Below are 26,018 nucleotides of genomic sequence, written 5' to 3'. Positions count from 1 at the left end.
ATTAATACAATACAAACCTAAAAAGAAAAGCCCAAATTTTTAAGATCAACTTGTTACATGTTTGTAATTTTTTTGTTAAAAACTATCATTCTGTTTTCATTTCGGCTGCGGCAGCTTTCTTGTATTCGTAATCACCGCCCAACAGGTATCCCCATGGTTTTAAGCTTTCAATCCGGTCAAATATGATCTTGAAAATAGCAATAACCGGTATGGATAAAAACATGCCCGAAAGGCCCCATATCATTTCGCCTAAAATAATGCCTATAAATGATATCAGCGCGTTAAGCCTTACTTTTGAACCTACTATAGTTGGCAACAAAAAGTTGGCATCAATGGCGTGTATGCCCACCACACTAATAATCACAATTACCGTATCCTTAACGTTGCCGGTTGCAAACGTTATAACTGCGCTAAGCAGCAGGGCGGTGAAAATACCTATGTAAGGGATAATGTTAAACAGACCCACAATAATGCCCAGCAATGCTGCATATTTTATGCCTATCAGTAAAAAAACACTGATCGCAACCGCGGCTACAATTACCATCTCTAAAAGTAAGCCCAGTATGTATTGCCTTAATATAGATTGAATATTCTCTACAATATCCATTACCACGTGCGAGTTTTCGTCGCGAAAAACCCAGATAATGAAACGCAGTAATAAACGCCTGTAAAGCAGGGTGAAAAAGGTAAATATCATGATGAACACATAGAAGAGCATCAATGATGAAATAGCCCCAAAGGTTGTACCTAAAACCTCCGTTCCGGATGCCATGATCTTATGCGCTGTTCTGTCAACATATGATAGTTGACTTTCGGCATTGATATGAAAAGTGCTTTGTATCCAATCCTGGAGATTTTGAAGCGACTGTTTTACCTGGGTTTGCAGCATTGGCCAATCATCGGTCACTTTTGATATTTGCGAACCTACCAGGTATAATATTCCAAAAACAACCCCCACCAGTAAAAGGATGGATACCAGTGATGACATGCTGCGTGGAAGACGGCATTTTTGTTCTAAAAAATCAGAAACCGGCAATAAAAGTATGGCAAATATAAATCCGAATATCATTGGATCGAGCAGTTCTTTACCAATAACGATCAGGTATCCAAGTGCCAAAAAACCTATTAATGTTAATGCAAGTCGTTCGTAAAAGGGAGCTATCAATTTTTTTGCAGACATATTGATCTGGTTCAGCGTTTTTTTTAGTTGGTAACACTTATCAGTGTTGGATGTTTGAAGGTAAGCAATAATTGGGTACAATAATTTATCCTTTTATCTTTTTATTGTTTTGAAGTGTGCCTTATGCCGATCAATGCTACAGTTATTGGGACATTGAAAAAGCCGCTCAGACCATATTTTTGGCAGATATTTTGCATGAGTTAATATTATCTACTTAAAACTAAAACTATGGCAAAGTATTCAAAAAAAGCAGGTGAAAAAGTTGAAAAAACCATGCACGAAATGAAAGAGGGAAAACTTAAAAGCGGTAGTGGTAAAAAGGTAACCAGCAAAAAACAGGCTGTAGCTATTGGCTTATCAGAAGCTCGTAAAGAAGGTGCCAAAGTGCCTAAAAAGAAGGGTTAATAGTTTTAACACTTGTTTAAAATAATTTCTGTCATTCTGAGCATAGCGCAGAATCTATTTCGAGAGCAGATTTTTTACTTCGTTCAAGTGGGAGCTCTTCATTATGTTACCCATGATATGTTTCGATACACAATTAATAAATATGTCATTGCGAGCGTAGCGTGGCAATCTCATAGGACAAGTAGCAAACTTTGCTTATACAACCTGCATGATGAGATTGCCGCGCTACGCTCGCAATGACACCGTACTACAAGGATCAATTTTGTTGTTTGCTCTATAAATAAATTTATTTAGTAAACGCATCCATGATATCCATCAGCACTATAGCTTCTTCAATAGTGCAGGGATTGGGACCTTCGTTTTTAAAATAGGCAACTATTTTTTCGATCATCGGTTGCTGTATATGCTGGGGATGCTGAAAGGTTATCGTTTCCTCTTCAGTATCAGTTTTCCAACTTACGTAATTACCAAAAAACGGAAACGTGATCTTTCCTTCGGCCCCGATGATCTCGCAGGTATCTGTTGTAAGGCTTTCGGCTACGTTAAAACACCAGGAGCCATTAACTACTACGTTGTTTTTAAACAATATTTGCCCGCAAACATGGTCGTCGGCAGGGGTGGCGTTTGATTGATTAAGGGAAAAACCATGATACTTTTCGGGTTCACCAAAATAAAACAGCATCAGGTCGAGCTGGTGAGGGGCAAGGTCATGAAAATAACCCCCTCCTGATAGTTCGGGCTGTAGGCGCCAGTTAGTTTCTACCTTGGCTATCAGGGCCGGTTTACGGCTTTGCCACATCCTGATCTGTACCGTACGAATTTCACCGATCTTTTGTTTATCAATAAGAGCCTTAATAGCTGAAAACATGGGTACAGCACGGCGATAATGGGCAACCGTTAGTTTGGAGCTACCCTTTTTTACGGCTTCGGCTATGGCACGGGCCTCGGCAGCATTACGGGTAACTGGTTTTTCTACATATACATTCAGCCCCTTTTTTAAAGCAGCCAAAGCATATTCCAGATGCGATGAGGGAGGTGTAGCGATATAAATGGAGTTTACACCTGCTTCATCCATCAGTGTATCGGCATCGTTATACCATTTACTTACCTGGTGCCTTTGGGCATAGTCGGCAGCTTTGGCTGCGTCGCGGCGCATCACTGCAATGAGATCACTATCGGCTATTTTTTTAAATGCCGGACCGCTTTTATTTTCGGTTACATCGCCGCAACCAATTATGCCCCAATTGATGGTAGCCATTTTATTGAATTTTAAATTATTAAAAGTTCATGATTCAACTCACCCCAACATCGCTGCGCTTGTCACCCCTCTCTTCGCCTTCGGCGGAAAGAGGGGGAGAAAAGTTTTTCCAACTTGCGGTCATTAAAGAGGAATGCAAGTTAGATTCCCCCTTTAGGGGGTTAGGGGGCCAATATCGTTTCAATCTGACCTAATTCATCAGCAGAGAATTTGATATTATCTAATGCTTTTAATGAATCGGCCAGTTGCTCGGTACGGCTTGCACCAATTAAAACAGAAGTTACCCTATCATCCTTAAGCAACCAGGCCAGCGCCATCTGGGCCAGTGTTTGGCCGCGTTTAATAGCCAGGTCATTCAGTTGTTTTATCTGGCTTAATGTTTCTTCAGTTATCTGGCTTTTTTGCAGGAAACCGGTTGATTTTGCAGCTCTTGAATCTTCAGGAATACCGTGCAGGTATTTATCGGTCAATAACCCTTGTGCCAATGGCGAAAACGGGATACAGCCTACACCTTCGTTACCCAGTACATCCATCAAGCCCTCTTCCGGATCGCGTACAAACATGGAGTATTTTGGTTGATGAATAAGGCAAGGTGTACCCAGCTCTTTTAAAATGGCGATAGCTTTCGCAGCTTCTTCGGCAGGGTAGTTGGAGATACCCGCGTACAAAGCTTTACCCTGGCGAACAATTAAGTCAAGCGCAGCCATGGTTTCTTCCAGTGGTGTTTCAGGATCCGGACGGTGGTGATAAAATATATCCACATAATCAAGGTCCATGCGTTTAAGGCTTTGATCTAAGCTGGCAACCAGGTATTTTTTGGATCCCCAATCGCCATAAGGCCCATCCCACATGGTATAACCGGCTTTGCTCGATATGATCATCTCATCACGGTAGCCACGAAAATCTTCCTTTAAAATACGACCAAAATTCTCTTCGGCCGAGCCTGGGGGCGGACCATAGTTGTTAGCAAGGTCAAAGTGTGTAATACCGCTGTCAAAAGCCAGATGTAAAATTTTCCGGTAATTTTCGGTAACATCCACATGCCCGAAATTGTGCCACAAACCCAGTGAAATAGCCGGAAGTTTAATGCCGCTATTGCCACAGCGGCGGTATTGCATTTTTTGATATCTGTCTGCTGAAGGTACGTAAGTCATAGAAAAAATGTGAGGATTATGTTGTTTTTAAGAGAAGTAAAAATAGAATTTTATATAGATAACGTAAGTAAATATTTTGTTATGCAAAAAGCATTAAGGCATGGCTTCAACATGGTTTACCAGCATTTGCTCTTTAGCCCAATCCCTTAGTAATGATAAAAAGGGCAGCAGTTCTTTGCCCGTATCAGTAAGGGTGTATTCAACTTTAGGTGGTACTTCGATATAAACTTTACGGCTTATCAACCCATCATCTTCCAGTTCTCTTAATGCCTGGGTAAGCATTTTTGAGGTTACCCCGGTCACGGTTTTGCGCAGCTCTCCATAGCGTAAAGTGCCGGCCCTGAGGCGCCATAGTATACGGCCCTTATATTTACCGCCAATACGTTGAAATGCATAGTCAATTCCGCATTTAGGTAGCTGTCTTTTCACTTTTTTATTCATTGATTAAAAATAAAACAACTGATTTACAGATTGGTAACTTATTTGTAAGCAGGCTACTTTTTTGTGCCTACTTGATAAAGGTACGCAGCAAATATAACTTTGATACATGAAAAGTACCCTGCTATTAATATTTTCTGTTTTTAACAGTTATTTTGTCTTCGCGCAAAAAAATGAAGTCAAAACATCAAATTCTACACCAGCAACCATTGCCGGAACGTTTTCGTTAGTTGCTGTAGATAATGTACTTGCAGATGGCAGCAGGGTACATCTTTATGGAGATGACCCTCAGGGGATACTTATTTTGGATATTAAAGGTCGTTATTCACTGCAGATATTTAGCCAGGGACGCCCCAGGTTTGCCGCCAGTGATAAAAGTAAAGGCACCGATGAAGAGAACCGTGCAGCAGTAAAGGGCAGCAACGCACATTTTGGAACCTATAGCATTGACAGATCAGCAGGTACGATCACCTTTTATATTGATCATGCTTCTTTTCCTAATTGGGAAGGCACACAACAAAAGCGCCCCTTTACCTTTATTGGCCATATTTTTAAATATACTGTACCAGCACCAACTACCGGAGGGGCTGTAACCGGAGAAGTAGAATGGAAACGCGTGGAATGATAATCTACCTGAACGAACCCGCATTTCAGTAATTCAATAAATCATTAATTAGCTTACACCACCTCTGCCACCACAAATGTGCTGCCCCCAACAAAAACGAGATCATTATCCCTTGCCTGTTGCTGGGCCGATTGTAAAGCCGCTTTTACCGATGGATATGCCGAACCCCGTAAGCCAAAGCCTTCGGCTTGTTGTTTTAGCGTTTCCGCATCTAACCCTCTTGGAATATCTGGTTTGCAAAAGTAATAGGTGGCATCATTTGGCAGTATAGACAAAACTTTAGTAATATCCTTATCATTCACCATACCTATTACAAAATGTAAATGATGGTAATCAACAGCTGCAATATTTTTAACTACCTCTTGAATGCCATCGGGGTTGTGTCCGGTATCGCAAATGGTTAGCGGCTGGATATTTAATACTTCCCACCGGCCGTGCAGGCCGGTCAGGTTTTTTACCTGTTGTAAAGCGGTTGTAATGTGATCATCAGTTATCACAAAACCTTGTGTCCGTAATTCCTCCACTGCAGCTAAAACCGTTTTTACATTTTTAAGCTGGTAAGTGCCGGTGAGGTCAAGTTTTAAGTTCAGTGGCGGGTTGTGAGTGGCGGGTAGCGAGTTTCTTTTAATACTTAAATCAACATGCTCAAATATTTTTAACTTTTGACTTTCGACTTCTGACTTGCCTTCAATGGTCCATTCGTCTGATGCAAACGTAATGCTGCTGTTTTCCTGTTGTGCTTTATCAACAAAAACCTGCGCAATTTCTGGCTGATGTTCACCTACTATAACGGGGATGCCTGGTTTAATGATGCCGGCCTTTTCGCCCGCTATCAGTTGCAGGGTGTTGCCCAGCATATTCATGTGGTCCCAGCCTATGTTGGTAATTACCGAAAGGAGCGGGGTGATAACGTTGGTAGAATCAAGCCTGCCGCCCAGGCCAACTTCAACAATGGCTATATCAATCTTTTCCTTTGCAAAAACATCAAAGGCAAGGGCTACGGTCATTTCAAAAAAGGATGGTGCAATCTCATCAAAATCGGTATGATGATCTGCTACAAAATCAATAACGGTTTGCTCGCTTATCATTTGCCCGTTTATACGGATGCGTTCCCTGAAATCTTTTAAATGCGGCGATGTGTATAGTCCGGTTTTATAACCCGCTGTTTGTAAAATGGCTGCCAGCATGTGCGAGGTAGAACCTTTGCCATTAGTACCCGCAATGTGTACGCTTTTAAATTGATATTGCGGATTGCCCAGGCGTTTGCAAAGTTCAAGCGTATTGGTCAAATCCTTTTTAAAAGCCGACACGCCATCGCGCGTAAACATAGGGAGTTGGGTATACAGGTATTGGATGGTAGCGTTGTAGTCCATAGATCATTATTGATGGTTCATGGTAATAAAATGAACCATTCAGTTGACAAAGGTAAAGAGGATGTGCTGGAATGAAACGCTGATAAATGTAATATTCTAATATAAACCATCAAGATCCTTGAACCAAAGCTTAATTTACTTTAAATACAAAAACCACGGTACCAACCTGAGTGTCGGGTGCCGAATCGAGAGCGTTAAGTTTGGAGTTTAAAACGGCATCTTCGCATTTTTGCAATAAGGCTGCATCAGATATGGTAGTGCCACGGGCGCCTGCACGGGCGTAAACCACGTTGCCATTTTTGTCTACACGTATATCAACCATGATTTTACCGCTTTGCCTGTTATCATCAGTTACAGCCGGGCGACTCACAAAATTACGCTGATTCATGTTCAAATTACCACCGTTGCCTGATCCCGTACCATTATAATTGTTGGTGAGCGTTGTTCCGGTTGGTTTACCCTGGTTACCTGGGGTATTTCCTGTTCCATCACCTTCGCCGGTGCCGGTAGTGGCCTTGCCCTTATACAGGGCATTTTGGTTCACTGTAGGTTTGGCCGGTGTTTTAGTGGGTTGTGCAGCGGCTACAGTGTTGGTTGGTTTTTTAGTAGGCGCAGCAACTTCGGCGGCATCCTCTGTGTTTTGAGTTACTACAGCTTTATCACTGCTTTCGGGTGTTGGTTTATCTTCGCTCGGCTTTTCGGGAGTTACCTTATCGGGTTTGGTTTTATTTGCTTTTTCGGCTACAGAGGGCTCTTCGGTACTCATGTAGTCGCTACCCATGCCCTCATCAACCGTTCCGTAATTTACCAGTATGCCCCCGGTTCCATCTTCGGTTTTAGGCGGATTTTTAAACACAATAAAATAACAAGCCGCTATTAACACAGCCATAATAATGGCTGTTGCCAAAAACGCTTTTGGATAGTTATTTTCTTCCCTGTAGTCCATTTTTAATTTAGTAGCAAGTATCCAGTATCAGGTATCAGGTATCAAGTACCTTTTGCCTTTTACCTTTCTGCTTTCACCTTAGCCCTTCGGTTCCGTTGCCAAAACCAGTTTTATGTTTAATTTTTGTGCTATATCCATTACCTGTACCACATCCTGTATGGCTACTGTTTTATCAACATATAAAACTATCGTCAATTCTGTTGCCAAAGTTTTATAACCCGACAATGTGGCTTGCAGCGCATCTACCGGTACTTCCTTTTTATCAACGTAATACCGCAGATCTTTGGTTACTGATACCGTAATTGTTTTTTTTGATACCGATTGCCCGCTTGATGATTTGGGCAATACCAGTTTAATTACGTTTGGATTGGTAACCGTTGACGCGATGAGGAAAAACAAAAGCAGGAAGAACATAATATCGTTCATGGCCGATGTATGGACCTCTGCCGATGCACTTCTATGTCTTTTTCTTAAATTCATTTGCTTGGCTCCTCTAACAGGTCAATAAATTCAATAGCGTCAGTTTCCAGGCTCAATATCACTTTATCAACCATCATATTTAAAACATGGTAACATACATAGGCAACAAGACCCACCATTAAACCGGCGGCGGATGTTACCATTTTAACATATAAACCTCCTGATATAACACCCATACTGATGTTATCTGTTTTAGATATATCGTAAAATATTTTAATTACCCCGGCAATAGTACCCAGGAAACCAAACATGGGTGCAATACCCGCAACAATACCTAAAATACCAATATTTTTTTCCAGTTTAGATACTTCAAGCTTACCCACATTTTCAATGGCGCCTTCAATATCCTTTATAGGGCGACCAATACGTAACAAACCTTTCTGCAACATACGGCCAAGCGGCGAATTGTTATTGCGGCAAAGCGCTATAGCCGATTCCAGGTTACCGGAGTGGATACTTGCCCGTACCTGCACCATCAAATTCAATTCGTTTTTTGAAGCTTTACGGATAGTAAAATACCGCTCAAAAAATATTACCAAGCCCAAAACAGCCAAAATACCTATCGGCACCATTACCCAGCCCCCTTTTATCAACAGATCACCAAAGCGTAGTTCTTCGGGCTGCGTGGTTATTGGTTGGGTAATGTGACCTGCTGTGTCAGCGATGTGTTTTGCGGTATCTGCTATTTGCTGTATTAATAATAACGTCATTTCTTTTGGTTAATAATTTGGGTGTACGAGTCTTTTCTTAATTTTCCTGATTTTACTAATTTAAGTCTTAGGGTTTCGCCCTCCTTGTATGTCGCAAAACTACCAATAATTACTTTGATGAGTCTTCCTGAACCCGGACCGGTTAAAATGCGGGCATCAACGCCAATACTTTTATAATTTTTAATTGCCAGATCACTTGTAGCCACTTTTTTAAATGAACCTGCAAATATCACATACTGGGGTTTGGCCACCGTATCAGCGGCGTTTGCCACAGGTTTATTTAACGTTGTATCTGCCTTGGAAATTGCTTTTGATACGGTATCAATATGCGGTGGAGCAGTTCTATTAACGTCGGTATCGGTACTATCTGTTTTTGTTGCAGGCGGTGTTTTGGGTTGCTCTGTAACAGGTTTCGCAGCTTGTTGATCAAAATTAAACAAGGCTGGATTGTATTGATAAAGACCAAAAACCGCGGCAGCAATAACCACTATAATGATCAGTGCAATTACCCAAACACTTGCCGACCGTTTGGTTTCTTCCTGTTCGTCAGCTATATATTCCTCAGACTGATTGGCTGTTGACGCCTGTGCCGATAATGAAACAGGCAGCGGTGGCGGAAGCGGTTTTTCGGGTTCCTGATATAACTTTTTAATGGCAACAGGTGCATAGCCATAAAAATCGGCGCCATCACCACGCTGCTCATTGGGTTTAAAGGTAATTTGGCCCTCACTCGTATAAAACCAGCCCAGGTTTGCAAAAGCCACCTCTTTAGTGGTAACCTCCTGCTTTAAACCTGTAATATATTTTTCAGTGAAATATTTGGATGATGCCAGCGAGATATTTTTCTTTTCGGCAATGTATTGTACTAAGGTATCATCATTTTCTACCGGTTCCGGATAAAACTGTATTTGATAACCCGGTGGATAAAACTGGCTTTCAGCATCATTGTAATAACCATTTACACGTACCTGCGTAAAGTGACCGAGGTCCGGCACACTTATTTTGCCATGCCGGCCTAACAGTTCGCTTAAATAATTGGCTATGTCCATTCGCTAAAAATAAGGTTAATTATAAAACATCAAAGGCTTAAAACGAATACCCGACGCCGCCAAAGATATTAAATCCGTAGTTAGGATAATATAACCAGTTTTGATAACCTGTGTTTAAAATGTTATTAGCTTGTACAAATACCGATATTTTGCTGGTGGCCTTATACTCCACACTGCCGCTCAAATCAGCAAATGACCCAATAGACTTTTGGGTTAATACAAGCCCGTCAGCCGGTCCTGGCGTAAATATCCTGTCGTTAGTTGCTCCGCGGAACAGCACTGAACCAGTAATACTTACTTTGTTATTGATATGGATGGCAGTTCCGGCTGTTAACAGAAATTTAGGCAGGTTCCATGGTTGTATTTCAGAGGCAAGCTTATAATCCTTAACCTCTACACGTCCAAAAATATTCAGGTCGTCGCTGGCTTTAAAGTCAAGCTCGCCGTTAAAGCCGTTAATACGTGCCTTACCATCATCGTATATCACTTTAAACTTGTTTCCTTCAACATCAAAATTACTTACCAGTAATGGCATGTTTTTAACACTGTTGCGGAATACGGAGGCTTTAAAGCTAAGTCCGGGTGCCAGGGTGCCTTTTAGTCCGGCGCTGATGTCTAACTGATCAACCGAGTTTTTGATCTCAATATTTTGACCTATGAAAGGGTTGATATTGGCAAAATCGCGAATGGATGACCTGTTGATATCACCCTTGGCTTCCACAAACAGGCGAACATATTTCGGGATCACCTGTACCTCGAGCTTGGCAGCCGGGAAAATGTAAAACTTGCCAAAATCGCCAAATTCCTTTTCTATATTTACACCCGCGTCAATTTTATAATTGGTACCCTGAAATTTGATGTATGGGTTCAGTCGTAATATATGGTTGTTGATCTTGTAAAGGCTGTCTTTTTGAGAATTTATGTCGATGGAACCGCTTAACCCTGCGTAAAACTGTTTTACAGTTTGGTTTATAAAGCCCGAAATAACAAAATTATTTTCCCTGGCCTGGTAAGCATTGCTAAACGCGTAGCCTTTTACTTTTAAAGCATAGGTAAAATCATTCTCTACATCCTTATAGTTTTTGGCCAGTTCGGCTTCGCCACCTATGGTATTAAAGTGCTGTTTGCCTGGTACAAAGGTTGCAACCGGAGCGGCCTGATCATAACCGTAAAAATTGGTACCCATACGGTTATAAGTGATACGGCCACTTATATTGTTATCACCCAGTATGCTTTTACCAAATACACTTACATCGTCTTTACTTTGGCTTTGTTTTTCTAATGATCCTGATTGTGAAAAATGTTTCAGGTATCCGCCAACCTGTAAAGCTTCGTCACGGCCATTGGCAAAGTAAGCCTCGCCAAACAGTGTTTTTGAACTTCCGGCACCAACTTTAACATAGTTGTTAAGCAATACAGAATCCTGCTCAGGTGGCCTTTTCATGGCTTCCAATTGCCTTATCTCGGAGTTTTGCTCTTGTCTTTTATCTATTGGCGCGTAAGCCAGTGGCGCTTTAAAAGGTACTTTATCTTCCAGATCGGGGTTACGGCGTATTTTAACGGCATCGGCCAGTACTGGTTTGTAAGCCGTAGTTACTACGATCTCTTCAGAAAGACTGCCGCCATTTTGTGGGTTATTTGCATTAGCCCCACCTTTTTTGGTGGTATCCTGAGCAGCCTTTGCTGCAGCATCGCCTAAGTTTTTTGATGTATTGGTTGCTTTTTTAGGAGCCGGAGCTTTTGCCGCAGGCTTTTTCTTTGTGGTTTTAACTGCTGTTTTTACTGTTGCCTTTTTTGCCGGTTTCTTTGTTTGTGCTTGTGCAGGAACAAAGTATAATGCTATTATTAAGGTAAGCAGCGTATATGTGTATTTTAAGTTCATTGCTTGTCTTTTTATATTATTCTTTGCCATCCTGTTAGTTTTGACCGGGTGTTTTGGTGGTATCAGCCGGGGCTTTTTTAGTGGTATCAGCCGGTGCCTGTTTAGTGGTATCCGTACTATCAGCCGGCGCTTGCTCCGGCTCTGTTATTTTAACAGGTTTACCGGTTATAACACCCATTTTTTGTTTGGCTGTTGATAGTATATCATCATTACCCTTATAGTTGTCAATTATACTTTGCAGCGTAGCTTTAGCCTGGAAGTTATCTTTTAGCTTCACATAATTATCGGCCAGTAAAATATAGGTTTTGGCTATCCAATAATCATAGTTTGGCATTTCCTTAGCCAGGTCAAAACACATTTTTTGCGATGTTTTGTACCTGCCTTTTAAATACTCAATATTGGCAAGGTTATATTTAGCTTCGGCAGCGGCCACTGTTTTGGTGTTGGTTACTGTGTAGGTAAATTCTTTAACAGCGGTTGTAGTATCACCTTTTTGCAAGTAGGCTTCGCCGGCATATAAACCGGTTTTGAATTTATCTTCCTGGGCAGCTTTTTCATTACCACGTACTTGTTTAACATAGTTCAGCACGTCGTCAGGCATTTGCATCTGAGCGTAGCACAGCATCAGGTTATTGATGGCAAAAGAATAATCCTCTTTAAACTCTGAATTGGTTTCCAGTTTTTTCAGGAATACTACAGCTTCGTTATATTTTTTCTGCGAGATGTACAACTTGGCCATACTAACCAATGATTTTTCAGTATAAGCGCTTGTCCAATCGTTTAATATGATGTTATAATCAACAACAGCCTCGGCAGATCTGTTGAGGTTAACCAAACTTTGGGCCCTGATAAACCTTGCCTGTTTTTCATAGATCTGTTTACTTGGGAATTTATCAAAATAGGCGTTAACCGCGCCCGCGGCGCCCTGCCAATCGCCTTTTAAGTAAAGGTTGTTAGCCGCGGTGATCATGATATCTTCCTGTTGTGATGTGGTATAATTGCCAATAGGGGTGCTTGTTGCATAATTAATAAATGTTTGCGCATCACCTTTATCAGTATATATTTTTTCAATTTGCTTAAGTGCCTGCTTAGCTTCGTCGGTTGATGAATAATCTGCAATTACCTTTTTAAATGACTCCACAGCGAGGTCGTCATTACCGGCATTGTAATCAATTAAACCAATGGTAACTAATGCCCGCGGAACGTAACTGCTATGCGGATACTTCTGGATCATGGCGTTCAGATCGGTTTTTGCTTTTTCCCCATCGGTTTTAAGGAAATAGGTATAGGCTATTTCGAACGATGCATCATCAGCATAGTCGGAATTAGGGAACGTATTTAAAACATCGTTCAGTGTGCTGATCTTGGTATCCAATGATCCCTGCAATCCCTGTATCATACCGCGTTGAAACAAGGCGTAGTCTTCGCCCTGGTTGTGCATGGCAATAATGCGGTTATAATAATCAAGGGCGGTACCATAGCTTTTCAATACAAAATAACTGTCGCCAAGCCTGGTTATGGCATCGTTTTGGGTGTTTTGATCTATTTGGGCGCCGCGTAAAAACTTTTCAAAGTAATTAGCTGCCTTTTTATATTGCTCACCATAAAAGGCTGCATAAGCCAAAGCATAGTTGGCGTAGTTGGACAGATCAGTTTCCTTAGCTTCGGGCATACTTAAAAAGCGCTCAAAGTTATCAACCGATTCACCATATTTACGTACCTCGTACATTGACTCAGCCATCCAATAGGTTGTAAGGGCTTCTGTTTTACTATCAATAGGGTTTTTTAATGAACGCAGGAAAATACCAATGGCATTTTCAAAGGCTCTTTCATTGTAAAACTCCAAACCACGGTAATAAGTAACTTTTTGATAAGCCACCTGTGCGCTTTCTGATTTGTTAGGGATAGGTTCCAGTATTTCAACAGCTTCTTTGTAGTTGCGTGAATTTAATAGTTCCTCACCAAGTAATATCTTCACCTCGTCATTACGGCGTGAGCGCGGATAGTTTTTTAGATACAGGCGGGTAGCAGCCAATGCATCGGTGTTAAAATCAAGTTCGTATGATAGCTTAGCATATTCATATAGGGCATCTTCCTGCAACTGCTTATCGTAGGTAAGTTTTGATGCCGCTAAGAACGCGTTACGGGCGCTTTGCTTGTTATTCATTTTCAGAAAAACATCGCCCAGGGTATAATTACCGCTTTGGCTGTACACATCGCCCTGTTCAATTAGGCGTTCCAGTTCTGTAGCTGCCTTGGCATAGTTACCTACCTTATAATAAGTGTAGCCAATTTGATAGCTATCCTGCGTGTTCTGGGTTTTACCCTGGTCACGGGCCTGAAAACGGTCGTAGTATTTAACCGCGTTATCATAGTTGGCTTTGGCAAAGTATGAAGCGGCAATAATGCGCAGCATCTCGGTTTCGTGCTCCTGGCGGGTGCTGTTTACTATAGGCACCGCGTAACTTAGTACATCGTCATACCGTTTATCCAAAAAATAAACCGCCGATATGTAGTAAGGGTAACTTTTTTCGTATTTTTTTGAATTTTTTAATTTTTCAAAATTTGCCAGCGCCAGGTGATAATCCTTGTTCAGGTAGGCTATATAGGCAAAGTAGTAGGTAGCATCCTCTGTAAATTCCGATCTTTTATTTTTTACCTCGGCAAAAAGCAACTGGGCATTTTTAAAATCGTTGGTGGAGAAATAAGCATATCCTTTGCGGAATTTATATTCGGTATTATCATGGCCGTTAAGCTCGCCTGCCTGTACTTTATCAAACCAGCGCAGGGCATCCTGGTACTTGCCTTGTTTAAAATATGATTTTCCTATCTGGAAGTAAGCAAGCTTAGTTAATGGGTTTTCGGGGTGCTCTTTTATAAAGCGCAGAAACATGCTTTCGGCATCATCATTGCCCAGGTTAAGGGCACAATAGGCTTCATAATACTGGCAGTTTTCTTTAACTAATGATAGTTCAGACTCAAATTGTGGTTGGGTGCTTGTTTTAAGCCGGGATGCTTCAACAATGCGAAATTGCTCAGCGGCGGCCACATATTTACCCTTATCCATCAGGTCAATTGCCGTATGATAAGTACGGTAAATTTGTGATGAAGGATTTTGCTGGGCACGGGCTGTTGAAACAATAAATACCGGGATTAACAAGGAGATGTATTTAATTTTGATCATAAAGCGCATACTAACGATGTTGCTAAAATAGCGAAACGAAAAAGAGTAGTTAACACAAGTAATTAACAAATGTGGAAAATACCTTTAATTGAACGAAGGTAATACTTAAGATAATATGTGTGTGGAAAACTTTAAAATTGTTGAACAATACCATAGTGCTGGTAACGGAGATCAAAAGTAATCAAATAGTACTTATGACCGCAATTTATTTAACAATAAAGCATTATATAGTATGGCATATTGTGCAATAGCAGTAATAGTGGTTTTGATGAGCTGTTTTTTTAACCGGTTTAGACCATTAGGTAAAATGCTGGTGATCATTGCTTTACTTTTACCGCAGCTTTCAAAAGCACAAAAAACAGTTGCCCCACTTGTTTTAAACAATGAGCAATTGCCTGTATTACCTAAAGAGTTTTACGTGGCTGCAGTTACAGATGAACGCGATGACCGCAGTGCTGTTGCCTGGCTTTTGCCAACTACAGAAGCTACCTCAATAACACCCCAGTATAAAGTAGACATTAAGTACGGCGCACAGGCTGCGATAAAACAGTTTGTTAATTATGCTATACCGCCTGATAAGGCATTACGCCCGGTCATCGTCAGGATAAAAAAACTTAAGCTTGCCGAAAGCTTGCTGGCAGGGGGGCGTGTAGAAGGCAAAATGGAGGTAGCGTTATCATTTGATTTGAAACGGGCTTATGATAACGTTCACTTAATAGATTATCGTACCAGCTCCATCTATAACCGCATTGAAGGGCAGCAGTATGATGTGGAAACCCTGTTGAGGCATACACTCGAAGCGGGTTTGATATATTTTAATACCTGGATAAATCGTGAGGCCGATACTAACATAAAATTGGCCAAAGGTGTAAAACTCATATTTACTGACTATACCGAGCAACCCGAAGGTGACACCATTTATTATTCGGCCAAAAGGCCTTTACGATGGGAAGATTTTAAAGCAGTACCAATAGGTGGAAAGTACGAAGCTTCGGTTTTGCCCAGTATTGGCTACAACGAGCGGGTGGAGATTATAAATGGAATAGTTAACATTCACCTTGCTATAAAGACTTATTTGCCCAAAAGCGCTTCATGGGTAAGAAACGGCAGCAGTACTAACTATAGCCTGAACCACGAACAACGGCATTTTGATATTGTGAAAATAATTGCAGAACGGTTTAAACAAAAGCTAATGTCTGAAAAGCTCCCTGTTGATAATTATGACGGCTACATAAATGTAGACTATCTGGAAGCGTTCCGTGAAATGAATATAATGCAGGATCAGTATGATAATGAAACTAGTCACGGTACTAACTCCTATGCACAGCAGCAGTGGAATGAAAAGATTGATAAAGAGCTGGGGAAGTGATGTGCAGATGTGCAGATGTGCAGATGTGCAGATGTGCAGATGTGCAGATGTGCAGATGTGCAGATGTGCAGATGTGCAGATGTGCAGATGTTTTGAAATAAGGCAATCAATTTAGCCAAAATCCCTGGCAATCTCCTAATCACATAAATTAAGGGTCAAACAAAATCAACGGAATCATAATAATCATAATAAATCTGCGGTTAATGTTTCATTTATTTTTGAAAGTTTAAAAACTTAATTACATTTGTATTATGGAACTGGCAGAAGCGAAGTTGAAGTTTATTGAGGCCTGGGGTAAATTAGGGTCAGAGTGGGGTATAAACCGTACTATGGCACAGGTACATGCTTTGCTGTTGGTTTCGCCCGAGGCTTTAACTACTGAAGAGGTTATGGCCGAACTGAGTATATCGCGTGGTAATGCTAACATGACCCTGCGTGATCTGATTGACTGGGGCCTGGTTGAAAAGCAACACAAAACAGGGGAGCGTAAAGAATATTTTTATGCCGAAAAAGATACCTGGATTATTGCCAGACGGGTAGCTGAGGAGCGTAAAAAACGCGAACTTGATCCGGTGATCAAAATATTGGGCCACCTGACAGAAGTTAAGGGTGATGAGAAGGATCCGGCTTTTAAAGCTTTTAATTCGTCGGTAACTAATATTAATAAGCTGGCCAATAACGTGAATAAAACGTTGGAAACCATGTTGAAAGCAGAAGAGAACTGGTTTTTTGGTTCGATCTTTAAAATGTTTAAGAAATAAGGATTACGCTGCAGTGTTTAGTTGTCTGCTTATGCTTCGCAGCAAATCATCAATATCAAAAGGTTTGGCTATATAATCATTTGGCCCGCCAATTTGATTTAATGTTCCCGAAACATCATGACTGGCTGATATTAATATAACCGGTATGTCATGTGTTTCTTTCCTGGTTTTAACAATTCTGCACAAATCGCGGCCATCTAAATTACCTAACATGATGTCAAGTAATATAAGGTCAGGCTGCTTTTCTCTTATCTTATCAAAAAGGTAATGTCCGTCAGTAAGGGTTTCAACCTCATACCCAGAATCTTCAAGTATGTATTGTATGACTTCTAAAATGTCGATGTCATCGTCTACCGCTAATATCCGTTTCATATTTTATTTTTAGCTACTTCCATAAAAATTGCTTCTAAAATTGTAATTAAAGCATCCGGTACTTAACTACACAATTTTTGTTCCAACTTTATGGTCAAAAGCTTAAAATTTGGTTAAATGTTTTAATTACACTTAACTCAGACGTAATTTTATACTGTTTAATCATAAATATTTTATAATAAAAAGGGTATTTGATGTTTGTTTACTGCCTGTTTTAACGCACAGTTTTGGTGAAAATCTAAAATGTGACGTTTTACAGGTCATTAATCGCTATTGTACGAAATGATCAATGCGATTGATCAATAAAAACATATGATGATCTTTTGCATTTTGCACAGAAGTATTTTCTGACAGGCAAAAAAAACAAAATTTTTTTTGTAAACCAGTTTCTTCGTAACTGGAAATGAAATGGTTCACCACATTTTGAGCAGTGATATTTTTTTCTTTTCTGGGTGTCTAAATTCAAATCGGTCACTACAAGTAAATAGAGTGGAACAAATTACAACACTTCCATAATAATGTGCAATAATGCGGGTATAAAAAGTCAAAACCTACTAATAGGTAAGTGTAGATTAATTCAAAAGATAAAAAATAACCAATTAGTTAATCAACGTAATATATAACGCTTACGCTGGCATCTATAACAGATATAGCGTTTTAGGGGAAGAAAGAATAATACAGTTTTTACAAAAAAACTTCTGGGTACCCTGCTATCAAGTTCGGTTTTGCACCGTGGGCACAAAGGCAATTTTTTATGCTCAGTCCTGATAGATTCGTTTGAATTTATTGGGATAACCATAATGCGATCCAGGGTTTAGGGTATTTATTATTTGTTTAAAACCTCATTATCACAAAGTTAAAACATTTGTCAATATTTCAACTATATCTGTTAATTATTAAGTAATTATCTATTTTTGATCAATAATCAGATACATATTGTAATTAACCCGGGTTTTAAGTGATATTTTTTAATCATTTATCAATTTTAACTAAAAACCATAAATTGAAACCACTAATTTATAGCTGTTTTATTAACCGAATTACGAATATAATAATACTATTATTAGGGATATTGCAGTAGCAAAAGGTATATGTAGGTTTATATCAAGTTGTTAACCTTTTCAACCAATTCAGACAGATCAAAGGGCTTATTAATAACGCCATCGCAGCCGTAGTTAAGCAAATGGTCATCATTATTCAAATAAGCAGAAAATATAATAACAGGGATATTACAGAATTTAGGATGTAACTTAATGTTTTTGCAAATTTCGCCACCAGTAGTGCCTGCTACGCGGTAATCTAATATAACAAGGTCTGGAATAAATTGTTCCATCAACGGTAGTACTTCAAGGCTGTTCGAAGTACTTCTTACCTCAAATTGCTCATAAGTAAGTGTTTCATGAACAATATCTAATATGTCCTGGTTGTCGTCCAATACTAAAATACGTTTTGACATAAAAAAATTAAAAATGTGAAAAGGTCGAAAATGTACTAAGGAATGTTTGTAAAACTAATGTATTAGTATAAAGGCAACGGCTTGGCTAAGTTTTTTTATCGTATAAATTAACATGCAAACTTAATTATTTTTTTATATTATTGGATTGGAAAACAGATGATGTAAATTATATTTTTTTGTTTTAATTAAAATTTTGAAAAATAACGATCAGAATACATCAGCAGGGCAGCGTATTAATGATTTGATAACGCAGGCTCCGGTTGCGATCAGTTTTTTAAAAGGCCATGAACTCATTATTGAATCGGCCAATATTCATATACTTGAATTGTGGGGCAAACAGGACGATATTGTAGGCAAGTCGCTTGCCCTTGCCTTACCCGGGCCTGATGGGCTGGCTTATACTAAATTATTACAGGAGGTTTATAAAAATGGCCACGTACATTATGGTTACGAAACAAAAGTGTGGCTTTACCGCAATGGCCATAATAACTTGTTTTATTTTGATTTTGTTTATAACCCGGTTAAAGATGCTGGCAATAATATAATTGGTATCATGGTGGTTGCTACCGAAGTAACCAAACAGGTGATAGCAAGGCAACTTCTTGAAGATACAGAAGAACGACTGCGTTTGGCTATTGAAGCCACCGGTATAAGTAACTGGGACCTTGATATGGTGGAGAGGACTATCATTGCTTCGCCCCGGCTTGCCGAAATATTTGGCCTTGATCCCGAAGAAAAAGTTACCCACCCGCAGTTGCGCGATATGATTCACCCCGATGATAAACCTATGGTGCTTAATGCTTTTGAAAATGCAGTAAAAACCGGTGTTTATTTATATGAGGCACGTATTGTATGGACCGATGGCTCAATACACTGGATTAGGACCGGAGGAAAAGTTGTTTATAATGAACAGCATAAACCTTTACGGATGCTGGGTACAACCTATGATATTACTGAACGGAAGCATGATGAGATGATGAAAAATGATTTTATAGCCCTTGCAAGCCATGAATTAAAAACACCTCTCACTTCCCTTAAGGCCTATACGCAACTACTCGCGGTAAAAGCCAAAAAAACTGACGATACATTTTTTATAAATGCGCTTGAAAAATCTGAAAAACAGATCAATAAAATGACCAGGTTAATACATGGTTTTCTTGATATGTCGAAAATTGAATTGGGCAAATTGCAGCTTAACCAACAACTTTTTGATATCGGCACACTAATTACCGAAGTGATAGCCGATAGCATTCCAAATGCTCCTGGTCATAATTTATTTTTTAAAGCAGGTAGCCCCATCCATATCATGGCTGATAAGGAAAAGATAGGGCAAGTACTTGGTAACCTTGTAAGTAATGCTATAAAATATTCGGCTAAAGGCAGTACTATAACTATTACTGCTAAAATGCAGGGTGAAAATTTGCAGGTAAGTGTAAAAGATCAGGGCATAGGGTTAAAACTAAAAGACCAGCAAAAAATATTTCAGCGCTTTTACCGGGTTGAGAACGAGAGTACTTACGGATTATCAGGTTTTGGCATAGGCCTTTATTTATCGGCCGAGATCATCAGGCTGCATCATGGCAAAATTGCTGTTGAAAGTGAAGAAGGCTATGGAGCCGAGTTTTACTTTTTGTTGCCAATGCAGGCCACAAATAGTTGATTCTTTACCTTGTCTTCCTGAGCCTGCCGGCATGCGGGGAGCGAAGGATTTATCCGCCAACATGCAAGTCTTATAATATATGCTTCACTGCGTTCGGCATGATAAACCTTTTTAGTTGTGATTGTAACGCTTTTGTCTATAAAAATCCTAAACTCAAATATTGTTATTACTTTAGGCGGATAACACAAGGTTTAATTTTATAAGGTTATTTACCTATACATATAACAGTTTGATATCATGGCATTACTAACTATCCTGATCTGTATTATTCTGCTTGTTTTATTAGTGAGCTGGGTTAAGGTCAATCCCTTTATCGCATTCCTCCTGGTATCAATTGCTGCAGGTCTCATGCTCGGTATCCCTATTAATAAAGTTACTGCTTCGGTACAAAAAGGCATGGGCGATATTTTGGGCCAGTTACTCATTATTATTTGCCTGGGCGCCATGCTGGGTAAGCTTGTAGCTGTAAGCGGGGCGGCCCAAAAAATTGCCGAGGTTTTGGTTAACGCCGTTGGTAAAAAGCATATCCAATGGGCATTGGTAACCGCAGGTTTTATTATTGGGATCCCCCTGTTTTATGGTATTGGCTTTGTGCTGATGGTCCCGCTTATATTTTCGGTAGTGTATAAATATAAGCTGCCTGCCGTATACATAGGTTTGCCCATGCTGGCATCCCTTTCTGTAACCCATGGTTTTTTACCACCGCACCCTTCACCATCAGCATTGGTTGTATTGTTTCATGCAAACATGGCTACCACTTTTATTTATGGGTTAATAATAGCTATCCCGGCCATAATACTTGCCGGCCCCATATTTGCAAAATTCCTGAAAAAAATACCATCTGAGCCACTGGCCACTTTTAGAGCCGAAGAGTTGCCTGCCGATAAATTACCCGGGGCCTTTAATAGCTTTTTTACCGCCCTGTTACCGGTAATGTTAATAATGCTCACCGCGTTTTTACCATATATGGGTATTAAAAATGCAGGGCTGTTAAAACTCGTTACTTTTTTAGGCGATCCATCCATTGTAATGCTAATTGCTCTTATTGTGGCAACCTTTACTTTGGGTGTAAAACAAGGCCTGAGCATGAGCCAACTGGCAGTTAATTATACCGATGCTACAAAAGATATAGCATTGATATTACTCATTATTGCAGGCTCGGGTGCTTTTAAGGAGGTATTAACTGCCAGCGGCGTAAGTAATGAAATAGCTGCCCAGTTGCAGCAGTTTAACCTGCCACCCCTTGTTTTAGGGTGGGTAATTGCGGCCATTATCCGTATTAGTTTGGGCTCGGCTACGGTTGCGGGTTTAACAGCCGCAGGCATAGTGGTTTCATTGGTGACACAAAACCATGTAAACCCCAACTTAATGGTATTATCAATAGGTGCCGGCAGCCTTGCATTTTCGCACGTGAACGATTCGGGTTTTTGGCTATATAAAGAGTATTTTAACCTGAGCATAAAGGATACTATAAAGTCATGGTCGGTAATGGAATCATTGGTTTCGGTTATTGGCTTAATAGGGGTATTGATCATTAATCAGTTTATAAAATAAAATCAACCGGTATGAAAAAAACCATTACCCATATAGCTGTATCAGCAATTATGTTGCTGATAAGTGGTGTTAGCTATGCGCAGCAGACTGTAACCGGCAGTTATTATACCTCCTTTGATGGTACAAAGATCTACTACGAGGTAAAAGGAGATGGTTTTCCGATTTTGCTTATTCACGGCTTTTCAGGTACTGGCGAAGGCTGGAAGAAAGGACCCTTGTATAACGACCTGCTAAATGCCGGGTATAAGGTGATCATATTGGATCAGCGGGGCAATGGCCGGTCAGACAAGCCGCATACCGATGCCGCATATGCCAATGATGCCGAGGCTAAAGATATCATGGGTTTGATAAGCAGCTTAAAGCTCAAAAAATATGATGTAGTAGGCTACTCCCGCGGCTCCATTATTGCATCACGGGTGCTGGTACTGGATAAACGTGTACAAAAACTGGTTATGGGTGGCATGGGCGATGCTTATACCAATCCGGAATGGCCAAGACGGGTGCATGCCTACAAAGCGCTGATGGGTGATACATCCTTTCATGATGTTGACGGTATGGTAAAATACATTCAAAGCAATCCCTTTGATGTGCAGGCATTGGCACTGCAGCAAAAATATCAGCCCTCAACAAGTAAACAAGAACTGGCTAAAGTAAAAATACCAGTAATGATCATATGCGGTACCGAAGATAAAGACGGTGGATCAGAAGAAGGACTTCAGCAAGCTATCCCAGGGTCAAAATTAACCTATATCCCTGGCGATCACAATATTGCAGGCAGAAGTGTAGAGTTTTCGGCTACGGTGCTTGCATTTTTGAAGTAATTGCAGGTTAGCATGACCCATCTTAAGGTTTTTTCGACGCTTTTTACATATACGGCTTATTATTTGCATAAGTGTTATCAGGAATAATTTATTAACACTTATCAGATATACTTATGAAAAAGTTAATGATATATGTTTGCCTGTTTGTTGCGTTCCTGCTAATATTAACCTTTAACGTACAAGCGCAAACTAAAAAGAAGAAAGACATAAGTCCGCAGGGTAAGGGTGCCATTATTGGTGGCGCGGGCGGTGCTGTAGCAGGTGGTTTAATAGGTCATAATGTTAAGGGCGCATTAATTGGCGGTGCCATTGGTGCAGGCGGCGGTTATATTATAGGTAATGAAAAACGCCGCGCAGAAGAGAAAAGGAGACGGGCATGGCGCAGAGCTCATCCAAAACACCACCATCACTATACCAAAACAACAACTACTACTACAGTTACCACCAATTAACAATGTTAAAAATGGTTAAAAAGCCTGCAGCTGTTTTTTTACTGCAGGCTTTTTAAATTATATTTAAGATGTTACGAAATTGCTGTTTTATTCGTTATATATAACAGGTAATTTACAAACAGCATGCTTCAATATTTGGTTTAATATATAATGGGTAAGGCGCTTTTAGCATTATTTTTTTGTTTGCTCTCTTTTACGTTGATGGCACAAAGCCGTCTTGAAATTCCTGATACCATTAAAATTAGTGATGATACATTAGTAGCTCAAAGAGATCTTATTGATGTAGTAAGATCGGTATTCAATATAAAGCCGCGAAAAATATCGGCCAGGGAAAAAAAGAAAATTTACTTCTCTATTTTGCCTATTTCTTCATCTGACGGCCGAAGTGGCGGCAAGGCTTTGTTTACATCAACCACAGCCGCATTTTACCTTGGCGATCAGGGAACAACTAATCTTTCCAGTTTAACATTTACGCCCTATTTTAATTTAAAGGGCAGGTATGGTTTGCCTATCAGGTCAAACATTTGGCTTGACAATAACCAGTGGAACATTGTAGGTGATACCCGCGTATTGGTTTACCCACAGTATACATGGGGATTGGGTGGAAACCAGCCCGAGGACGACCGTTTTTTGGTAGATTATAAGTACCTGCGTTTTTATCAAACGGTACTTAAAAAGATAAAACCCTATTTTTATGCCGGCCTGGGGTATAATCTTGATTATTACATGGATATTGAGAGTAGTGGAGCAACTAATCTGCGTGATTTTACTGGATATAACTTTGGTACCGGAAGCGGTCAGGATGTGCTTGCATCAGGAGTCACGCTTAATTTATTGTATGACACCCGTAAAAACTCCATAAATCCGTTACCCGGTGCATACGCGAATATAGTTTACAGAATTAACGGCAGGGCATTCGGCAGCCATAATAACTGGCAATCATTATATATTGATGTGCGCAAGTATATATCCTTAACGCATTCAGGACCTAAAAATGTGCTGGCTTTTTGGTCCTATTACTGGACATCACTTACACCCGGCACACCATATTTGAGCTTGCCCAGCCTGGGGTGGGAGCCCTACCAGAGATCGGGCAGGGGATTTGTTCAAAATAGGTACCGCGGCCAGCGGTTGGCCTATTTTGAAACCGAGTACCGGCGCGATATAACCCGTAACGGTTTACTGGGTTTTGTTTTGTTTGCTAATGTAAACTCCGTTACCGAAGCTACTAACCATAATTTTGTTTACTGGCACCCAGCGGGAGGTACAGGGTTACGGTTTAAGTTTAACAAAAAATCGGGCACAAACATCAGTCTTGATTATGGGGTAAGTAAAAATTTCTCATCCCTGAACCTTAACTTAGGCGAAACGTTTTAGGATAATGGTATAAGATGAAGACAGTGAGCTAAAAATGAACAAATGACAAATAAACAATAGGTGTTTATAATCTAAAACTTTATTTTTGGCCATGTTTTTATCCGGCCAATCGTAGTTAAGATTTCCCCGCACATAGCCGGTAATTTGCCCTTTTAAATTTATTCTGTAATAATATCTGTTGATCCTGGTCTGTTAGGCCACCTACCAAAAATCACATGACAAGAAAAAAATACATATCCCTTATCCTGATACTTGGTTCGCTTACGGCATTAGGGCCATTCTCTATTGATATGTACTTGCCTGGTTTTAAGGCTATAGCAAAATACCTGCATACCAGTACCGATCAGGTAGCCCTTTCATTATCCAGCTATTTTATCGGTATTTCTGCAGGGCAATTGTTATATGGCCCCCTGCTCGACAGGTTTGGGCGTAAAAGACCGCTGTATTTTGGCTTAGCACTTTACATTGTAGCATCAATAGGATGTTTCTTTTCTACTTCGCTGGAAATGCTGATCATTATGCGATTTTTTCAGGCTGTAGGAAGTTGTGCGGCCAGCGTTGCGGCTATGGCCATGGTGCGTGATCTTTTCCCGGTTGAGGAAAATGCCAAAGTATTTGCCCTGTTGATATTGGTACTGGGCGCTTCGCCTATGTTAGCGCCAACCATTGGCAGTTATATAACCGCCGTATTTGAATGGCAGGTGATATTTTTGATACTGACCATCATAGCCGTATTGATATTGCTGGCGGTTATATTTTTATTGCCAGAAAGCTACCAGCCCGATCCATCGTACTCCTTAAAACCCAGACCCATTATTGGTAACTTTTTGCAGGTATTAAAAGATCCTCAGTTTCTTACTTATTCGTTGAGCGGGGCATTCGCATTCGCGGGTTTGTTTGCATATGTATCCTCGTCGCCTATTGTGTTTATTGACGTATTTAAGGTGAGCGAAAAATCATTCGGGTGGATCTTTGCCGGATTATCAGTTGGCTTTATTGGTTCGAGCCAGGTGAACAGCATCCTGATGAAAAGGTATAAAAGCGAGCAAATGATAAATGTTTCGCTTATATGGATGGTATTTATATCTATGGTGTTTTTAATAGGATCACTTAATAACTGGTTTAATATTGGCGGCACCATCGCTATGATATTTGGTGTTTTATGCGGAGTGGGTATTAGTTATCCCAACACGGCAGCATTGTCGCTGGCCCCCTTCACTAAAAACGCTGGTTCAGCATCGGCACTTTTAGGAGCATTTCAAATGGCCGTTGGCTCACTGGCATCAGTAGGTATCACACTCATAAAAAGCCATAGCCCGCTGCCAATGGCAGGGGTTATGGCGGCATCATCTGTAGTGGCCCTATTGATACTGTTGATAGGCAAACGCTTTATTAAAAACAAGGTAGAAGCGAGTGCGGATGCGGGGGTAATAGCTCATTAATGACCGTTGATTTGGATTGATTGCGTTGATTTCGCTGATAACTCCTTTTAGCGCGATACCAGTGCTAAAG

The 26,018-nt window shown here is 40.4% G+C and carries 23 protein-coding genes; 10 read left to right on the top strand and 13 right to left on the bottom strand.

What is annotated here, in order from left to right; translation table 11 throughout:
• Nucleotides 1–85: 85 nt before the first annotated feature.
• Nucleotides 86–1,180, bottom strand: a complete 1,095-nt coding sequence (locus tag M2273_RS15850) for an AI-2E family transporter (protein ID WP_429398499.1) — start codon at nucleotides 1,178–1,180, stop codon at nucleotides 86–88.
• Between the two features lie 228 nt (nucleotides 1,181–1,408).
• Here M2273_RS15850 and M2273_RS15845 point away from each other — a divergent pair, with 228 nt between their 5' ends.
• Complete coding sequence (locus M2273_RS15845) at nucleotides 1,409–1,585, top strand: DUF6496 domain-containing protein (protein ID WP_429398497.1); 177 nt, start codon at nucleotides 1,409–1,411, stop codon at nucleotides 1,583–1,585.
• 286 nt (nucleotides 1,586–1,871) lie between these two features.
• Here the strand turns inward: M2273_RS15845 and M2273_RS15840 are convergent, their stop codons facing one another.
• The 3 genes from M2273_RS15840 to M2273_RS15830 form a co-directional block, all read right to left on the bottom strand.
• The gene (locus M2273_RS15840) at nucleotides 1,872–2,843 is read right to left on the bottom strand and encodes a Gfo/Idh/MocA family protein (protein ID WP_429398495.1); all 972 of its coding nucleotides are present in this window, start codon (nucleotides 2,841–2,843) and stop codon (nucleotides 1,872–1,874) included.
• A gap of 161 nt (nucleotides 2,844–3,004) precedes the next feature.
• Nucleotides 3,005–3,997, bottom strand: coding sequence for an L-glyceraldehyde 3-phosphate reductase (gene mgrA, locus M2273_RS15835; RefSeq protein WP_429398493.1), 993 nt, complete (start codon nucleotides 3,995–3,997; stop codon nucleotides 3,005–3,007).
• 93 nt (nucleotides 3,998–4,090) lie between these two features.
• Nucleotides 4,091–4,438 (bottom strand): winged helix-turn-helix transcriptional regulator, encoded by a 348-nt coding sequence (locus tag M2273_RS15830; protein ID WP_429398491.1) that lies wholly within the window; start codon nucleotides 4,436–4,438, stop codon nucleotides 4,091–4,093.
• Between the two features lie 106 nt (nucleotides 4,439–4,544).
• Between M2273_RS15830 and M2273_RS15825 the strand changes: the two genes are divergently transcribed.
• Nucleotides 4,545–5,060, top strand: coding sequence for a lipocalin-like domain-containing protein (locus tag M2273_RS15825; protein WP_429398489.1), 516 nt, complete (start codon nucleotides 4,545–4,547; stop codon nucleotides 5,058–5,060).
• A gap of 53 nt (nucleotides 5,061–5,113) precedes the next feature.
• Here the strand turns inward: M2273_RS15825 and M2273_RS15820 are convergent, their stop codons facing one another.
• The 7 genes from M2273_RS15820 to M2273_RS15790 all read right to left on the bottom strand — a co-directional run bounded on the left by M2273_RS15820 (nucleotide 5,114) and on the right by M2273_RS15790 (nucleotide 14,684).
• Nucleotides 5,114–6,433 (bottom strand): bifunctional folylpolyglutamate synthase/dihydrofolate synthase, encoded by a 1,320-nt coding sequence (locus tag M2273_RS15820; RefSeq protein WP_429398487.1) that lies wholly within the window; start codon nucleotides 6,431–6,433, stop codon nucleotides 5,114–5,116.
• A gap of 130 nt (nucleotides 6,434–6,563) precedes the next feature.
• On the bottom strand, nucleotides 6,564–7,379 hold the full coding sequence (locus M2273_RS15815; RefSeq protein ID WP_429398485.1) for an energy transducer TonB: 816 nt from the start codon (nucleotides 7,377–7,379) through the stop codon (nucleotides 6,564–6,566).
• A 78-nt stretch (nucleotides 7,380–7,457) separates the two neighbouring features.
• Complete coding sequence (locus M2273_RS15810) at nucleotides 7,458–7,859, bottom strand: ExbD/TolR family protein (protein ID WP_429398483.1); 402 nt, start codon at nucleotides 7,857–7,859, stop codon at nucleotides 7,458–7,460.
• On the bottom strand, nucleotides 7,856–8,569 hold the full coding sequence (locus M2273_RS15805; RefSeq protein WP_429398481.1) for a MotA/TolQ/ExbB proton channel family protein: 714 nt from the start codon (nucleotides 8,567–8,569) through the stop codon (nucleotides 7,856–7,858). Before M2273_RS15805 ends, M2273_RS15810 begins: the two co-directional genes overlap by 4 nt.
• Nucleotides 8,566–9,618, bottom strand: a complete 1,053-nt coding sequence (locus tag M2273_RS15800) for a hypothetical protein (RefSeq protein ID WP_429398479.1) — start codon at nucleotides 9,616–9,618, stop codon at nucleotides 8,566–8,568. Before M2273_RS15800 ends, M2273_RS15805 begins: the two co-directional genes overlap by 4 nt.
• Before the next feature lie 37 nt (nucleotides 9,619–9,655).
• Nucleotides 9,656–11,500 carry a hypothetical protein gene (locus M2273_RS15795; RefSeq protein WP_429398477.1) on the bottom strand — a complete coding sequence of 615 codons (1,845 nt, stop codon included), beginning with the start codon at nucleotides 11,498–11,500 and terminating at the stop codon, nucleotides 9,656–9,658.
• Between the two features lie 34 nt (nucleotides 11,501–11,534).
• On the bottom strand, nucleotides 11,535–14,684 hold the full coding sequence (locus M2273_RS15790; protein ID WP_429398475.1) for a tetratricopeptide repeat protein: 3,150 nt from the start codon (nucleotides 14,682–14,684) through the stop codon (nucleotides 11,535–11,537).
• A gap of 232 nt (nucleotides 14,685–14,916) precedes the next feature.
• Between M2273_RS15790 and M2273_RS15785 the strand changes: the two genes are divergently transcribed.
• The gene (locus tag M2273_RS15785; protein WP_429398473.1) at nucleotides 14,917–16,053 is read left to right on the top strand and encodes a hypothetical protein; all 1,137 of its coding nucleotides are present in this window, start codon (nucleotides 14,917–14,919) and stop codon (nucleotides 16,051–16,053) included.
• A 251-nt stretch (nucleotides 16,054–16,304) separates the two neighbouring features.
• Nucleotides 16,305–16,814: a GbsR/MarR family transcriptional regulator gene (locus tag M2273_RS15780; protein ID WP_429398471.1), complete on the top strand. Its 510-nt coding sequence runs from the start codon at nucleotides 16,305–16,307 to the stop codon at nucleotides 16,812–16,814.
• A 3-nt stretch (nucleotides 16,815–16,817) separates the two neighbouring features.
• Here M2273_RS15780 and M2273_RS15775 read toward each other — a convergent pair whose 3' ends face one another.
• Nucleotides 16,818–17,186: a response regulator gene (locus M2273_RS15775; protein WP_429398469.1), complete on the bottom strand. Its 369-nt coding sequence runs from the start codon at nucleotides 17,184–17,186 to the stop codon at nucleotides 16,818–16,820.
• A 1,099-nt stretch (nucleotides 17,187–18,285) separates the two neighbouring features.
• Nucleotides 18,286–18,642: a response regulator transcription factor gene (locus M2273_RS15770; protein WP_429398467.1), complete on the bottom strand. Its 357-nt coding sequence runs from the start codon at nucleotides 18,640–18,642 to the stop codon at nucleotides 18,286–18,288.
• Nucleotides 18,643–18,835: 193 nt separating this feature from the next.
• Between M2273_RS15770 and M2273_RS15765 the strand changes: the two genes are divergently transcribed.
• The 6 genes from M2273_RS15765 (at nucleotide 18,836) to M2273_RS15740 (ending at nucleotide 25,948) form a co-directional block, all read left to right on the top strand.
• Nucleotides 18,836–20,302, top strand: coding sequence for an ATP-binding protein (locus M2273_RS15765; RefSeq protein WP_429398465.1), 1,467 nt, complete (start codon nucleotides 18,836–18,838; stop codon nucleotides 20,300–20,302).
• Between the two features lie 237 nt (nucleotides 20,303–20,539).
• On the top strand, nucleotides 20,540–21,856 hold the full coding sequence (locus M2273_RS15760) for a gluconate:H+ symporter (protein WP_429398463.1): 1,317 nt from the start codon (nucleotides 20,540–20,542) through the stop codon (nucleotides 21,854–21,856).
• An 11-nt stretch (nucleotides 21,857–21,867) separates the two neighbouring features.
• Entirely contained in the window at nucleotides 21,868–22,677 is an 810-nt protein-coding gene (locus tag M2273_RS15755; protein ID WP_429398461.1) for an alpha/beta fold hydrolase, read from the top strand.
• Nucleotides 22,678–22,790: 113 nt separating this feature from the next.
• Nucleotides 22,791–23,129, top strand: a complete 339-nt coding sequence (locus M2273_RS15750; RefSeq protein ID WP_429398459.1) for a YMGG-like glycine zipper-containing protein — start codon at nucleotides 22,791–22,793, stop codon at nucleotides 23,127–23,129.
• Between the two features lie 201 nt (nucleotides 23,130–23,330).
• Nucleotides 23,331–24,506, top strand: a complete 1,176-nt coding sequence (locus tag M2273_RS15745; protein ID WP_429398458.1) for a hypothetical protein — start codon at nucleotides 23,331–23,333, stop codon at nucleotides 24,504–24,506.
• 215 nt (nucleotides 24,507–24,721) lie between these two features.
• A complete protein-coding gene (locus M2273_RS15740; RefSeq protein WP_429398456.1) occupies nucleotides 24,722–25,948 on the top strand; it encodes a multidrug effflux MFS transporter in 1,227 nt (408 codons plus the stop codon).
• The last annotated feature ends 70 nt before the right edge of the window (nucleotides 25,949–26,018 follow it).

The sequence above is a fragment of the Mucilaginibacter lappiensis genome, assembly GCF_050433765.1.
Classification (GTDB): Bacteria; Bacteroidota; Bacteroidia; order Sphingobacteriales; family Sphingobacteriaceae; genus Mucilaginibacter; species Mucilaginibacter lappiensis_A.
The sequence above is the reverse complement of the archived record's forward strand: the minus strand, read 5'-3'. Positions and strand labels throughout refer to the sequence as shown.

Excerpts from the sequence above, each read along its gene's own strand:
- M2273_RS15850 (WP_429398499.1), bottom strand. The coding sequence starts at position 1,180 with ATGTCTGCAAAAAAATTGATAGCTCCCTTTTACGAACGACTTGCATTA.
- M2273_RS15845 (WP_429398497.1), top strand. The coding sequence starts at position 1,409 with ATGGCAAAGTATTCAAAAAAAGCAGGTGAAAAAGTTGAAAAAACCATG.
- M2273_RS15840 (WP_429398495.1), bottom strand. The coding sequence starts at position 2,843 with ATGGCTACCATCAATTGGGGCATAATTGGTTGCGGCGATGTAACCGAA.
- mgrA (WP_429398493.1), bottom strand. The coding sequence starts at position 3,997 with ATGACTTACGTACCTTCAGCAGACAGATATCAAAAAATGCAATACCGC.
- M2273_RS15830 (WP_429398491.1), bottom strand. The coding sequence starts at position 4,438 with ATGAATAAAAAAGTGAAAAGACAGCTACCTAAATGCGGAATTGACTAT.
- M2273_RS15825 (WP_429398489.1), top strand. The coding sequence starts at position 4,545 with ATGAAAAGTACCCTGCTATTAATATTTTCTGTTTTTAACAGTTATTTT.
- M2273_RS15820 (WP_429398487.1), bottom strand. The coding sequence starts at position 6,433 with ATGGACTACAACGCTACCATCCAATACCTGTATACCCAACTCCCTATG.
- M2273_RS15815 (WP_429398485.1), bottom strand. The coding sequence starts at position 7,379 with ATGGACTACAGGGAAGAAAATAACTATCCAAAAGCGTTTTTGGCAACA.
- M2273_RS15810 (WP_429398483.1), bottom strand. The coding sequence starts at position 7,859 with ATGAATTTAAGAAAAAGACATAGAAGTGCATCGGCAGAGGTCCATACA.
- M2273_RS15805 (WP_429398481.1), bottom strand. The coding sequence starts at position 8,569 with ATGACGTTATTATTAATACAGCAAATAGCAGATACCGCAAAACACATC.
- M2273_RS15800 (WP_429398479.1), bottom strand. The coding sequence starts at position 9,618 with ATGGACATAGCCAATTATTTAAGCGAACTGTTAGGCCGGCATGGCAAA.
- M2273_RS15795 (WP_429398477.1), bottom strand. The coding sequence starts at position 11,500 with ATGAACTTAAAATACACATATACGCTGCTTACCTTAATAATAGCATTA.
- M2273_RS15790 (WP_429398475.1), bottom strand. The coding sequence starts at position 14,684 with ATGATCAAAATTAAATACATCTCCTTGTTAATCCCGGTATTTATTGTT.
- M2273_RS15785 (WP_429398473.1), top strand. The coding sequence starts at position 14,917 with ATGGCATATTGTGCAATAGCAGTAATAGTGGTTTTGATGAGCTGTTTT.
- M2273_RS15780 (WP_429398471.1), top strand. The coding sequence starts at position 16,305 with ATGGAACTGGCAGAAGCGAAGTTGAAGTTTATTGAGGCCTGGGGTAAA.
- M2273_RS15775 (WP_429398469.1), bottom strand. The coding sequence starts at position 17,186 with ATGAAACGGATATTAGCGGTAGACGATGACATCGACATTTTAGAAGTC.
- M2273_RS15770 (WP_429398467.1), bottom strand. The coding sequence starts at position 18,642 with ATGTCAAAACGTATTTTAGTATTGGACGACAACCAGGACATATTAGAT.
- M2273_RS15760 (WP_429398463.1), top strand. The coding sequence starts at position 20,540 with ATGGCATTACTAACTATCCTGATCTGTATTATTCTGCTTGTTTTATTA.
- M2273_RS15755 (WP_429398461.1), top strand. The coding sequence starts at position 21,868 with ATGAAAAAAACCATTACCCATATAGCTGTATCAGCAATTATGTTGCTG.
- M2273_RS15750 (WP_429398459.1), top strand. The coding sequence starts at position 22,791 with ATGAAAAAGTTAATGATATATGTTTGCCTGTTTGTTGCGTTCCTGCTA.
- M2273_RS15745 (WP_429398458.1), top strand. The coding sequence starts at position 23,331 with ATGGCACAAAGCCGTCTTGAAATTCCTGATACCATTAAAATTAGTGAT.
- M2273_RS15740 (WP_429398456.1), top strand. The coding sequence starts at position 24,722 with ATGACAAGAAAAAAATACATATCCCTTATCCTGATACTTGGTTCGCTT.